General features: G+C 31.3%; 13 protein-coding genes. 9 read left to right on the forward strand and 4 right to left on the reverse strand.

Translation table 11 applies throughout. The annotated features are described in order from the left end of the window. Positions 1-2 precede the first annotated feature (2 nt). Genes waaA through AAHM86_RS01790 form a run of 3 tightly spaced genes read right to left on the reverse strand, consistent with a single transcriptional unit; the run spans position 3 to position 3,129 of the window. Positions 3-1,289, reverse strand: coding sequence for a lipid IV(A) 3-deoxy-D-manno-octulosonic acid transferase (gene waaA / locus AAHM86_RS01780; protein ID WP_342268068.1), 1,287 nt, complete (start codon positions 1,287-1,289; stop codon positions 3-5). Between the two features lie 8 nt (positions 1,290-1,297). Continuing rightward, entirely contained in the window at positions 1,298-1,930 is a 633-nt protein-coding gene (locus tag AAHM86_RS01785) for a lysophospholipid acyltransferase family protein (protein ID WP_342268069.1), read from the reverse strand. Beyond that, positions 1,927-3,129, reverse strand: coding sequence for a pyridoxal phosphate-dependent aminotransferase (locus tag AAHM86_RS01790; protein ID WP_342268070.1), 1,203 nt, complete (start codon positions 3,127-3,129; stop codon positions 1,927-1,929). The genes AAHM86_RS01785 and AAHM86_RS01790 overlap by 4 nt, the downstream gene beginning before the upstream one ends. A 242-nt stretch (positions 3,130-3,371) precedes the next feature. On the opposite strand from AAHM86_RS01790, the gene AAHM86_RS01795 reads away from it, so the two are divergent. The 9 genes from AAHM86_RS01795 (at position 3,372) to AAHM86_RS01835 (ending at position 10,801) form a co-directional block, all read left to right on the forward strand. After that, positions 3,372-4,394, forward strand: coding sequence for a class I SAM-dependent methyltransferase (locus AAHM86_RS01795; RefSeq protein WP_342268071.1), 1,023 nt, complete (start codon positions 3,372-3,374; stop codon positions 4,392-4,394). A 7-nt stretch (positions 4,395-4,401) separates the two neighbouring features. Continuing rightward, positions 4,402-5,157 (forward strand): VacJ family lipoprotein, encoded by a 756-nt coding sequence (locus AAHM86_RS01800; protein ID WP_342268072.1) that lies wholly within the window; start codon positions 4,402-4,404, stop codon positions 5,155-5,157. Positions 5,158-5,169: 12 nt separating this feature from the next. Then, entirely contained in the window at positions 5,170-5,751 is a 582-nt protein-coding gene (locus tag AAHM86_RS01805) for a phospholipid-binding protein MlaC (RefSeq protein ID WP_342268073.1), read from the forward strand. A 204-nt stretch (positions 5,752-5,955) separates the two neighbouring features. After that, the gene (locus AAHM86_RS01810) at positions 5,956-6,783 is read left to right on the forward strand and encodes a ribose-phosphate diphosphokinase (RefSeq protein ID WP_342268074.1); all 828 of its coding nucleotides are present in this window, start codon (positions 5,956-5,958) and stop codon (positions 6,781-6,783) included. Between the two features lie 14 nt (positions 6,784-6,797). Further along, on the forward strand, positions 6,798-7,898 hold the full coding sequence (locus tag AAHM86_RS01815; RefSeq protein ID WP_342268075.1) for an alanine racemase: 1,101 nt from the start codon (positions 6,798-6,800) through the stop codon (positions 7,896-7,898). Then, a complete protein-coding gene (locus tag AAHM86_RS01820; protein ID WP_341747289.1) occupies positions 7,888-8,667 on the forward strand; it encodes an ABC transporter permease in 780 nt (259 codons plus the stop codon). The genes AAHM86_RS01815 and AAHM86_RS01820 overlap by 11 nt, the downstream gene beginning before the upstream one ends. A 16-nt stretch (positions 8,668-8,683) precedes the next feature. Further along, entirely contained in the window at positions 8,684-9,442 is a 759-nt protein-coding gene (locus AAHM86_RS01825; protein WP_342268076.1) for an ABC transporter ATP-binding protein, read from the forward strand. 454 nt (positions 9,443-9,896) lie between these two features. Then, positions 9,897-10,244, forward strand: a complete 348-nt coding sequence (locus AAHM86_RS01830) for an Rpn family recombination-promoting nuclease/putative transposase (protein WP_342268077.1) — start codon at positions 9,897-9,899, stop codon at positions 10,242-10,244. 23 nt (positions 10,245-10,267) lie between these two features. Next, entirely contained in the window at positions 10,268-10,801 is a 534-nt protein-coding gene (locus AAHM86_RS01835; protein WP_342268078.1) for an Rpn family recombination-promoting nuclease/putative transposase, read from the forward strand. Here AAHM86_RS01835 and AAHM86_RS01840 read toward each other — a convergent pair. Beyond that, positions 10,790-12,517, reverse strand: coding sequence for an aminopeptidase P family protein (locus AAHM86_RS01840; protein ID WP_342268079.1), 1,728 nt, complete (start codon positions 12,515-12,517; stop codon positions 10,790-10,792). The two genes, AAHM86_RS01835 and AAHM86_RS01840, sit on opposite strands and share 12 nt — an antisense overlap.

The following is a 12,517-nucleotide window of genomic DNA, read 5'->3' on the forward strand; positions in this document are numbered from 1 at the left end:
CATTAATTTCCCACTAAGTGTTTTTCTATAATAGCTAAATAATTACCCAAAATTTGTTGGTTTTTATTAACAAATTCCAAAGCATTAGCCTGATAAACTTTAGCTTCCTGAGTACCAGTCTCAGATAGAAGATAATCAATTTTATTCAGCAAATCGTTTTCATCACGAATTTGAGTAGCAGCTTTATTAATAAGCATTTCATTAGAAATATCAGCAGAATTACTCATATCTGGCCCAAATATAATATAATTAGCAAAATATGCTGGTTCAAGTACGTTATGTCCTCCTTGTTTAAATGAACCGCCAACAAATGAGATATAGGCTATGCTAAAAAACAATCCAAGTTCGCCAAATTTATCAACAATGTAAAGATCATCAGTTAGAATAGGTATATTTTGTTCGGACTTGATACTATAAGTTAAATTTAATTGAGTACACGCTTTTCCTATATCATTCTTACGCTCAGGATGGCGTGGAATTAGAATAAAATAGCAATCTAGGTGTCGTTGTTTTATTGGTTTTATAATATTAAGTACTACTACCTCATCGTCTAGGTGGGTGCTAGCAAATACAATAACTCTTTTACCACTCATATGTTGTGTTAAAATTGTTAACTCTTGTTCATGTACAGGTAATTTTTTGTTGGCAAATTTAATGTTACCTAAATTAACTATATTTGTCACACCAAGTTGCGTAAATTTCTGGAAATCACGATTACTTTGCACGATAATCTTACTAAAGTTAGTGGTAACTAACCTAAAAAATGAACTTATTTTTTTCCACGATTCAAATGATTTATCAGAAATACGTGCATTCAATAATAATAGTTCACAATGTTTTGCCCCTTCACTAATGAGACATGGCCATAACTCTGATTCAACAAAAATTCCTAGGTTTGGTTGCCAATTTCTAAAAAACTTTTTAACAAAAATAATATTGTCTATAGGAATGAATTGATGAATGGCATTTTGCGGTAGTTTTTGTTGTAATATTTTTCCAGAAGATCTAGTTCCCGAAGTAACCAAAAACTTTAAGGAGGTTTTTGGCATAGTTCTTTTTAACCAAAGATTATTAATATTTTCAACTAAGGTAAGAGCTATAATAGATTCCCCTACACTGGCTGCATGTATCCAAACTAAAGTTTCATTTCGTTTAGCATAGGCATAGGAAATAGCAAAACGTTCCTTAATACGTTTTACATCTTCTTTGCCAATAATAACTCTTAATACTAATAAAAAGAAATACACTGGAAGAAGTAGAAAACTTAAGACATAGTATAAATAGATCATAGATAGATTTACTTCAACCCTGTTAATGCTTGTGCTAAATTAATATTGTCTTGGTTTTCATTTCCTACAAAAGCTAGTGGTAAGCCTATAAAAGTTGTTATTTTACCAAAAGGTAGCGGCATAATCAGTTTATCCCAACTCTTAAGTAAAAAATATCTAGAAGCCTGACAAGAAACCGGTATTAATTTTATATTATATTTTTGAGCTATTTTGTTAATATTACTATTTATCTTATAAATAGGTCCACGTGGACCATCTGGTGTGATCACTATATTACTACCGTTATGTAACTTTTTGATAATTGTTTTTAAAGCTGCTACGGAATTTTTATTAGTCGAACCATTTATTACCCCAAAGCCAAACTTATTGACAATATTACCAATTATTTTACCATCCGAATGAGGAGAAATAAGTGCATAAATATCTTTATGACCAGCAAATATTCCTGGACCGAAAGCCAGCCTATTATGCCAAAAAGCAAAAATCACCCCTTTTTGTGCCAAAAATTCTTGCTTATTGTAATTATCTGAAAAAACAAATTGCCAGCGACAGGTAAAATAAACTACTCTCAAATAAGTATACAATAACTTAGTAACTACACTAAGTACAAAATTGTTTTTTTTCAGAAGTTTCTTGATCATTTTAATTGATGACAAGCATTTTTTATACGCAAGCATGCTTGCTCCAAATTTTCTATCGAAGTTGCGTATAAAATTCTAAAATAACCTTCTAGACCAAATGCAATACCAGGAATAACCGCAACGTTACATTCTTCAAGCAGATATTCTCCAAAATCGTTACTATTTTTGATAATTTTACTAGTGGGAGTTTTCAAACCAAATAATTCATTACATTTAGGAAATAGATAAAATGCTCCTGCTGGTTTATCACAACTAACACCTTTGATATCACTTAGAATTGATAAGGTTAGGTCACGTTTTTTTTGAAAGTTTTTTGCATTAGGTTTAATAAAATATTGAGTGCCAGTTAAAGCTTCAATAGCTGCCATTTGGCTTATAGAGCAGGGGTTAGAAGTACTTTGTGACTGAATAATAGTCATTGCCTTAATTAATGATTTAGGACCAGCCCCATATCCTATACGCCATCCTGTCATAGAATAAGCTTTTGATACACCATTAACAGTAAATATTCGATCTTTTAAATCCGGTGCTACTTGGGCAAAAGTATAAAATTTAAAATCATCAAAAATAATATGCTCGTAAATATCATCTGACATAACATTTACATTGGGATATTTGCGTAGTAACTCAGCAATATCTGCTAACTCTTGGTAAGAGTATGCAGCCCCTGTTGGATTACTTGGTGAATTAATAATTAACCATTTAGTTTTTTGGGTAATTACTTGTTCTAGAGCTTCAACAGTAAGTTTAAAATTGTTGTCAATGCCACAATTAACAAATACTGGAATCCCTTCAGCTAACATTACCATATCTGGATATGAGACCCAGTAAGGACTGGGAATAATTACTTCGTCCCCTTGGTTAAGGGAAGCCATAAATAAATTATAGATTACTTGTTTACCACCGCTTGACACGATTATTTCATCTAGATCATAATCTAAATTATTTTCATACTTGAATTTAGTCTGTACTGCTTGTTTTAGCTCCAAAATGCCATCAACATTAGTATATTTTGTGAAACCATCTCGCAGTGCTTTAATTGCAGCCTCTTTGATATTATTGGGTGTGTCAAAGTCAGGTTCACCAGCCCCAAGAGAGATTATATCTCTACCTAGCTTTTTTAGTTCAAATGTTTTTTTTACTAAAGCTAAAGTTGGAGATGGTTTTATTAGATCTAAGCGTTTAGCAATAAGTGGCATGATTCTATAAAACCTTATAATTATTTTCGTATTACGCGAATTTTGGATAAGAATTTGTTAATTCTTATCCAAAATTGGGGTGTATTATACTATAATTGTTAAAAAAAACAATTCTTGAAAGCAGAATTTAGTACAATATGATTTATTTTATATAATTTATTACTATTAAGTATTAGTGTCATTTGATATATATGTTATCATATGATGAATATATGTTTAAAAAATCAAATTTATAGCAATTTATGTTCGGCAGCAAAATTATTCGTAACAGTTACGACTCAATAAAAGACAAAATAAAATTATACTATAATTATATTAAGAATTTCCCATCTTGGTATAGGGAGAAAATCTTGACATCTATCAATTATTTTGTCGATGTAAAATATAAGGTAACACACTTAAAAGAAACTAATTTTAATCTTGGTATAGAACATTTGTATAAAAATAACTTAAATGACGCTATACTAAGGCTTAAATTGGTTGACAAAATTCTTTGTCCTAACGACCATCAAGCTAATTATTGGCTTGGTTGGACATATTGCTTAAAAAATAATTATGAAAAAGCTTTGTATCATCTACAAAGAGCTTTTGAAGCTGATCAAATAAAGTTAGCATCTTTTCTACAAAATCATAATAATTTGTCAGAGATTCCACCGCAAATTTGGCATCAATATAAAAATCTTACCGCTGAATATTATGGCAATAAATTTCGTAGTAATAATAAACTATACCTACCTTACAGTTTTGTAAGTACAACTATGAATAACATAACAGACTTACCTGATAATTACCATATTTTGGAGTTAGGTAGTAATATAGGCTTAGTGGGTTATGAAGTAAAAAAGCGTTTTCCTGATGGCTTTACTTTTACCGGTGTTGAAAATTCAGAAATTATGAATAAGCTTGTTACCATATATGGCAATATTTATGATCAGTTATTAGAAATTTCAATATCGGATTTTATTAAACACAACTCTAATAAATATGATGTAGTACTGAGTTTTAACTCTCTTTCGTTTACTAAAAACCTATTAGATTATTTTAATTCTATTTATTCTATAGTTAATGTATTAGGATATTTTGCATTTTGTTTACCAATAGATAACGTCACAAACCTTTCATTAAAGAGAAAAGAATTTATTTTTACTATAGCAGATATTAAGAAAGCTTTAGGTCAAACTAAGTTTACCATATTAAATAGTGAAGAATTAGCTCTAGAAAAAAATGATAAATACTATATGGTGATTTGTAAGAAAAACCATTAATGATGCCATGAAGCAATTTATATTACTGTTGTTAGTTAATTTTTCTACTATAACTGCAATAGCGAGTACTCAAAATACTCAAGATGATGAAGATTTTAGGTATGTTTATAATGAAGGTAAGGGATGTACTCAAGTCTATGACCCTTATGAGAAACTAAATCGTAAATTTTTTGCCTTTAATTCTGTTTTAGACTATATATTCTTACGCCCTATTAGTATAGGCTATAAACGAATTAGTAATAATTATATTAGAGCTAGAGTGAGCAGTTTTCTAGATAACATTAGTGTGCCTTTGACTGCCGTCAATTATGGCCTACAGATGAATTATGACCAAACTATGAAAAGCTTATGGAGATTTTTAATCAATGCTACGTTTGGTATAGGTGGGTTATTTGATGTAGCAGATAAAATTGGATTGAGAGTTACCAAACAAACTTTGGGTAGTACTTTTGCCCACTATGGAGTTGGTTCTGGACCATATTTAGTCATACCATTTTTTGGTAGTACTAATGCAAGAGATAGTACAGATGCTATATTTACAAATAGTTACTTAAATCCTATAATGTACGCAGTACATAGAGATTTTGAAATCATAGTTTCTAGTATACAAGTTATAGATACTAGGTTAGGATTATTACCATTTACTGACTATATAGGATGTAGTTCTACTGATCCTTACATAGCTGTAAGATCAGCTATGCATCAAAATCGTGAATCGGTCATTGTCTATCCTAATCAATTTAAATGTCCTAAACCTAATTAAGAGTAGTTACTTATGAAAAAAATTATTGTTTGCTTAATTTTAAGTTGTCTATCTTTGTCAGCCTATTCTGCTGCTGATGACAAAATGGTGGTTGATAATTATGTTAATCAGCTAATAAGAGCTGGGCTAGATGTATGTAATGATGAGAGTTTAGATCAAGATGCCAAAATAGCTAAAACTAAAAAGCTAATTTTAGCTAACTTATATCTGAATTGGATGGCTAAATTCACCCTTGGTGTTTATAGAAGAACTCTAACTCCTGAACAAATTAAACAATTCACAGAAGTTTACAGTAATTATGTAAGCAAGGCCTATGCTGATTTAGTAAAGAATTACCATGGTCAAGAACCTAAAGTTCAACAAGTGCGTGTTCTTGATGAAGGAGAGTTTATGGTAGAAATGTTAATAGGAACTGCTAAAGTAAATTACTTAGTACGTCAAGTAAAGGGTACAAGCGATAAAACTAATTTAAAAGTCTCAGATGTTATTACAGAAGGTGTTAGTCTTATCAATTCTCAACAGTCAGAGTTCATGAATATTCTCAGTAATAGTGGTTTTGATAAGTTAATAGATGAATTGGGAAAGAGGTCATAAAACCTACGAAGATTGATATCATTTTTTCTGCTATTGAATAGAAATATTTTTCATAAAACACTTAGTGCAAATTATAATTATTGTATACTACAAAAAATTAAACCAATTCTTAAACCAATTATTATAATTAGCATGAAAATTCTTGCAGGTCTTAGTCATAAAAAATTAGCCAGATATTTAGCTGAGGAACTAAATTGTTAATATGTGGAAACTTATATTACAGCTTTCGATGATACTGAAACAAGGGTACAAATCCTTGAAGATATGCATAAGTGTGATGTTGTTATAGTACAATCTACTTCTAGACCAGCCAATAACCACTTGATGGAACTTTTATTATTAGTTGATACGGTAAAAAGAGCAGGAGCTTCACAAGTAACTGCGGTTATACCGTATTTTGGTTACAGCCGCCAAGATCGTAGATCTTGTAGTTTTACTCCAGTATCGAGCCGTCTTGTAGCGAGTATGTTGGAAGTTTCTAGTGTTAATCATGTAATAACTGTCGATTTGCATTCACAGCAATTAGAGGGTTTTTTTAAAATTCCAATACAAAATCTTGATCCAATAAGTTTATTTGCTCCGATTATTGAAACTTATAATAATTCTATTATTGTATCTCCAGATGTTGGTGGTTTTGTACGTGTACGTGATGTGAATAGGCTTTTTAACATGAATATAGCTGTTATTAATAAAAGTAGAGAGGTCAAGAGGTCTACTAATAAATGCCAAATGTCAGAAATAATAGGTAACGTTTCCGGCAAGCATTGTGTATTAATTGATGATATTGTTGATAGTGACGAAACCCTGTGTAAGGGAGCTAAGCTATTAATGGAAGTAGGAGCTTTATCTGTCAATGCTTTTATAACTCACCCAGTGCTTTCTAGCATGTCCAAAGAAAATATTCAGAATTATGATATAATGAACGTATATATAACTGATATAATAGAAACTACTGATTTACCATCTAAGTTCCATGTAATATCAGTTGCTCCAATTATTATAGCAGCATTACAAAAATCTACAAAATCATGAGAATTTAAGACTTTATGCATACTGATAGATGTACACTTGAAATAGACTTAGCAAAAATTCGTGCTAATTATCGTATTATTTCTAAAATTTGTAAAACTTCAGAGATTGCCTCCGTGGTAAAGGCTAACAGCTATGGACTTGGTGCTGATGCTATCGCACCAGCCTTACAGATGGAGAATTGTCAGAGTTTTTTTGTAACCTCAGTTGATGAAGGAATATCATTACGTAAAGTATTGGGACAAAAATCTAATATTTTTGTGTTTAATGGTGTATTTAGCAATGACGTTGAGGAATTTAGAAATAGTAATTTAATTCCTGTGCTTAATAGTTTAAAACAAGTTGAAATTTGGCAAGAGTTTGCCTCTCTTAAAAAAGAAGTATTATCTTGTACAATCCATGTTGATACTGGTATGAATCGCTTAGGAATGATTGACACAGAAATGCAACATATAATAGACAAACCTGATCTATTAGTTGGCCTTGAATTGCAGTATATTATAAGTCATTTATCTGCATCTGAAATAGTTGATGATCCTTATAATTTACAACAATTAAAAAAGTTTAAGCATTATTTAAAATATTTCCCAAAAGTCAAAGCTAGTCTAGCTAACTCTAGTAGTATATTTCTAGGGAAAGAATATCATTTTGACTTAATACGCCCTGGTGCTGCATTGTATGGTATTAATCCTTTGGGTAATACATTTAAAAATCCAATGCATAATCCGATAAGACTGACTGCTCCAATAATACAATTGCAAGAATTACCACCAGAAAGTTACATTGGTTACAATATGACCTTTAAAACAAATAGTAATAGACTAATTGCTACCTTGCCTCTTGGTTATGCTGATGGCTATCCCCGGGCTTTTAGCAATTGTGGGGTAGTAGCTATTGATTCGCATTCAGCTCCTGTAGTTGGTAGGGTGTCAATGGATTCAATTACTGTTGATGTTACTGAACTCCCACCAAATAAAATTTTTCTAGGGCAACAAGCTGAAATTATAGGGAATTATTGTACTTTAGATAAAATAGCGAATATAATAAATACCATTGGTTATGAAATTCTCACTCTACTAGGCAGCAGATATAAGAGAGTATACAAAAATGATTCTTGATACCGTTAATTTATTAGGTAAACATACTATTGGTTTTGCAAGGACTATAGGGGCTTTTTCTCTATTTACTATTGCGGGAATCACTAGTATTTTTAAGAGACCTTTATACTACAACTTAGTATTAAAGCAGTTATTGTCTATAGGTTTTTATTCTCTACCAGTTGTAGCTATGACTACCTTTTTTTCCGGTGCTGTGCTGGCATTACAAAGTTATACAGGTTTTTCTCGTTTCTCGGCTGAAAGTTCAATAGCTACGGTGGTAGTCCTTTCAATAACTAGAGAGCTTGGACCAGTTCTTGCTGGTCTTATGGTTGCTGGTAGGGTTGGTGCATCAATTGCTGCTGAAATAGCTACTATGAGGGTGACTGAACAAATAGATGCACTTTATACTTTGTCAACTGATCCCATAAAATATTTAGTTTTTCCAAGAGTACTAGCCGCAGTTATTACATTACCATGTTTAGTATTAATAGGTGATATATTAGGAGTAATGGGTGGTTATTTGGTAAGTGTTTATAAGCTTGATTTTAATAGTTTTAATTATATAACGAATAGCTTTAAGTTTTTAGAACCAATAGATGTCATTTCTGGTTTGGTAAAAGCAGCAGTGTTTGGTTTTATTATCTCAATAGTAAGTTGTTATAGTGGTTATTATTCAGGTACAGGAGCAAAAGGAGTTGGGACGAGTACAACTTCCGCGGTAGTAAATTCTTCAGTTCTTATTCTAATCAGTAATTACTTGATAACAGAGTTATTTTTTAAAATATAAGACTCGAGAATAGATTATGGATGAATCAAAAATAAAAATACGCTCATTATATAAATCTTTTGGCGATCATAAGGTACTTGATGGTATAGACTTAGATATAAAGCAGAATAGTTCAATAGTAATTCTTGGGGGATCAGGAACTGGTAAATCAGTGTTAATAAAGACTATAATTGGTTTAATTCAGGCTGATGAAGGTAGTATAGTTATTGATGAAGTGGAAACTGTAAATATTTTAAGTAAAGATAGATTTAAAATGATGGAAACCATGGGGTTTCTATTTCAGGGAGGAGCTCTTTTTGATTCTTTAACTGTTCAAGATAATATTACATTCTTTACTGAAAAACTGTATAAATTATCTCCAAAAAATAAAGAGGAGTTAGCCGCATCTAAACTTAATTCTGTAGGTTTGTCTACAAAAATACTAGGTCTTTATCCATCTGAGCTTTCCGGAGGTATGCAAAAGCGAGTATCTCTAGCTAGGGCTATTTGTGGCGATCCGTTAATTCTTTTCCTTGATGAACCAACTACCGGTCTTGACCCTATAATGGCTAATGTTATCAATGAATTAATAATTAAAGTTCAAGAGGAGCTAAAGGCTACTACCATCACCATAACTCATGATATGAATAGTGCTTATATGATAGCTAAAGAGGTTGCTATGATTTATAAAGGGAAGATTTTATGGTTTGGTAAAAAAGATGAAATAAAAAATAGTGATAATCCTTACTTGCAACAGTTTGTTAATGGTTTAACTACTGGACCAATTGAGATTTAGTATGGTATATTTAATAATAAAAAGTCAACTAAATCTACAAAATTAAATAACAACCTCCATATAACCTAATGAGTTTCTTAACCAAGTTTTTTGAAAATTGAAAAAATGTTATAATTATTTCAATTTTAGGTATATTTTTTAATTGACTAGCTAATGTATAAGTTATAAAATATGTCTTTTAAGTAGCTTCTTGGTATACTGCTCGTAAATGAAGAGTTGGTAGACGATAGTATAACTTCAAGAAGAGCTAGACAGTAGCAAAGTTGAGCTGCTAGGCGTACATTAGTACGTGAGCAGCTTCGATCTTTAGACATGACGACGCCAATTCTTGAAGTTCACCGAGTATACAAGCATTATTTATCGATAGCTTAAAAAAATTATCGTATATTACTTAGTGCTTGAGAGTTTTTTTGCTATACTACTAATGAGTATCATATAATTTAAGTTATTTATTATGGCTATTTCCCGTTTTCTTGATCCAAAAAATGATTTTTGCTTTAAGCAAATCTTTGGTACAGAGAAAAATAAAGATATATTAATTCACTTCCTTAATGATATTTTGGGATATCAGGGAAAAGATCAAATTATTGAGGTTAGTTTTCTTAAAACCATCCAAGATCCTGTAATTGCTGCATATCGGCAATCTATTGTCGATGTTTTGTGTAAAGATCAGAATGGCACGCAAGTAATTGTTGAAATGCAGGTTGGCGAACATAAGGGATTTGAGAAAAGAGCTCAATTTTATGCGGCTAAAGCCTATTCACGCAAATACTTAAAGAAGATGAAAATCATAAAAAATTAGCAGTATATGCTAAGCTTAAAGGGGTGATATTTTTGGCTATTGCTGATTTTATCATGTTTCCTGACAAGAAAAATTGGAAATCAACCCATAGATTGTTAGATTCCAAGAGTTATGAGCATGATCTTAAGGATTTTTACTTCATCTTTGCTGAACTAAAAAAATTCCATAAAACCATTGATCAGTTAGAGAATATTGAAGAAAAATGGATGTATTTCTTTAAACATGCCCATCATAGTACTTTAGTAGAAATGGAGCATTTAATTGGTCACGATATTATCATTAAAAGAGCTTTCCAAGCAATAGATCAAGCCTCGTGGACGGAAGCAAAGTTAAATACCTATGATCATATAACCAAAACCCAACTAGATAATCTAGCAGTAGAGCAGTTCAAAATCGAACAAGCTGAAAAAGCTGCTGAAACTAGAGGTGAGGCTAGAGGCGAAAAGAAAAAAGCTATAGCTATAGCTAAAATTTTACTTAAAGAAAATATGACGTCTGAGTATATAGCCAAGATTACCGGTTTGAGTATTGAAGAAATCAACAAGCTAGAAAAGTAATTGATTACTTAACCATTTCTGTCCTCTAATTGAAAGTAGAGGATAAACTTGTTGTTTAATTTTTTGATAGTATTGTTTTATATAATTTATCTCATCTGCGTTTAGCATTCTGCGATCTATTAAATCTTTTGCATAAGGAACAAGGGTGAGAGTATCAAACTCTAGATAATTTTCATCCTGTGAAGTATTTTTGACATACATCAGATTTTCTATTCTAATACCAAATTCGTTTGTTTTATAATAACCTGGCTCGTTAGATACAATCATACTAGGTTCTAGAATAACGTTACTGCGTAAACTAATATTTTGTGGTCCTTCATGAACACTTAAGAAGCTACCAACACCATGACCTGTACCATGTGGGTAATCTTGTCCATCTCTCCATAAAAACTGCCTAGCTAGCACATCTAAATTACCTCCTGTAATAAGATTAACTGGAAACTTAATCATCGACAAAGCAATATGCCCCTTAAGAACTTGAGTGTAACGTAATTTTTGTTCTTTGTTAGGATACCCACCTATAGCAAAAGTCCTAGTTACATCAGTAGTACAACCGTTATATTGACTACCAGAATCAATTAATAATATACCTTTACCTAAGATTTTCTTTGCCCCCGTGCTTGTTGCTCGGTAATGAATTATAGCACTATTTTCCTTAAAGCCACATATAGTCGGGAAGCTATCCATAACATATTGATCTTGCTTAAATCTAAACTCTGTTAATATTGCTCCTAAATCATATTCAGTTTGATCTTGCAAATTTGGTAGTTCGAATAAATATGCAAAGAATTCGCATAGTGCCACCGCATCCTTAATATGGGAATTAATTGCATGGTTAATTTCAATATCGTTTTTACGGGCTTTAGCTAATTGACAGGGATCATTAATTTTTTCTATTATCTTAGTGCTTAGCAAATCTATGATATAATTGGAAGTGAAGTTTTCGTCAATTAGGACTTTATTAGCTTGACTCAATATATCAGCAAATTGGGCAGAAGGTAAGATAGTTATATGAGGACGAGCAAGTATAATATCTTGGTCCACCCTATTTGGATTAATAAATAAATATAGTTGGTTCTTAGTGATTAGGACTATACCAAGCATCAATGGTGAATATGGAATGTCACTTGCTCTGAGATTTAATAACCAGCATATTGAATCTGCTGCAGTAATAATCATGGTATCTGCAAAATATTTAGTGAGTAGATTACGACACATGGTAATTTTATCACTATACGATTGACCAGCAAACTTATCATCATAAATATATATTTTTGATGATGGCTCAGCTGGTCTATTACGCCAAATTTGATCTACTAAATTATTAGATACTTTATGTAAACGAGGCTTTATTTTAGAAAATATTTTTAACTTAACATTAGTGAAGAGTTTCGCATCATATCCTAATATACCATCATTACCTAAATAATCATCCCAAGGAAAATAGGGTAAATCTTTAATATCAAAAATCTCAAAAATTTTTGGATCTAGTTCACGCTTACTTTGTTCTAGATAACGACCATCTGTGAAAAATATAACATTATTTTTGCAGATCACCACAATACCATTTGACCCACTAAAGTTAGTCATATATTGCAGTCGTTTAGCACTTTCATGAACATACTCGCTAAAATATTGATCATTAGACGGTACTATATATGCATCTATTTTATACTTAGCGAAAAGACCCCTAATATTGCTAATACGTTCTTGCAT

The sequence above is a fragment of the Candidatus Tisiphia endosymbiont of Empis tessellata genome (genome assembly GCF_964031035.1).
In the GTDB taxonomy this organism is placed as follows: Bacteria; Pseudomonadota; Alphaproteobacteria; order Rickettsiales; family Rickettsiaceae; genus Tisiphia.

What these genes read in the sequence shown, in the direction of transcription:
- waaA (WP_342268068.1), bottom strand. Translation starts at nt 1,289, where the DNA reads ATGATCTATTTATACTATGTCTTAAGTTTTCTACTTCTTCCAGTGTAT.
- AAHM86_RS01785 (WP_342268069.1), bottom strand. Translation starts at nt 1,930, where the DNA reads ATGATCAAGAAACTTCTGAAAAAAAACAATTTTGTACTTAGTGTAGTT.
- AAHM86_RS01790 (WP_342268070.1), bottom strand. Translation starts at nt 3,129, where the DNA reads ATGCCACTTATTGCTAAACGCTTAGATCTAATAAAACCATCTCCAACT.
- AAHM86_RS01795 (WP_342268071.1), top strand. Translation starts at nt 3,372, where the DNA reads ATGTTCGGCAGCAAAATTATTCGTAACAGTTACGACTCAATAAAAGAC.
- AAHM86_RS01800 (WP_342268072.1), top strand. Translation starts at nt 4,402, where the DNA reads ATGAAGCAATTTATATTACTGTTGTTAGTTAATTTTTCTACTATAACT.
- AAHM86_RS01805 (WP_342268073.1), top strand. Translation starts at nt 5,170, where the DNA reads ATGAAAAAAATTATTGTTTGCTTAATTTTAAGTTGTCTATCTTTGTCA.
- AAHM86_RS01815 (WP_342268075.1), top strand. Translation starts at nt 6,798, where the DNA reads ATGCATACTGATAGATGTACACTTGAAATAGACTTAGCAAAAATTCGT.
- AAHM86_RS01820 (WP_341747289.1), top strand. Translation starts at nt 7,888, where the DNA reads ATGATTCTTGATACCGTTAATTTATTAGGTAAACATACTATTGGTTTT.
- AAHM86_RS01825 (WP_342268076.1), top strand. Translation starts at nt 8,684, where the DNA reads ATGGATGAATCAAAAATAAAAATACGCTCATTATATAAATCTTTTGGC.
- AAHM86_RS01830 (WP_342268077.1), top strand. Translation starts at nt 9,897, where the DNA reads ATGGCTATTTCCCGTTTTCTTGATCCAAAAAATGATTTTTGCTTTAAG.
- AAHM86_RS01840 (WP_342268079.1), bottom strand. Translation starts at nt 12,517, where the DNA reads ATGCAAGAACGTATTAGCAATATTAGGGGTCTTTTCGCTAAGTATAAA.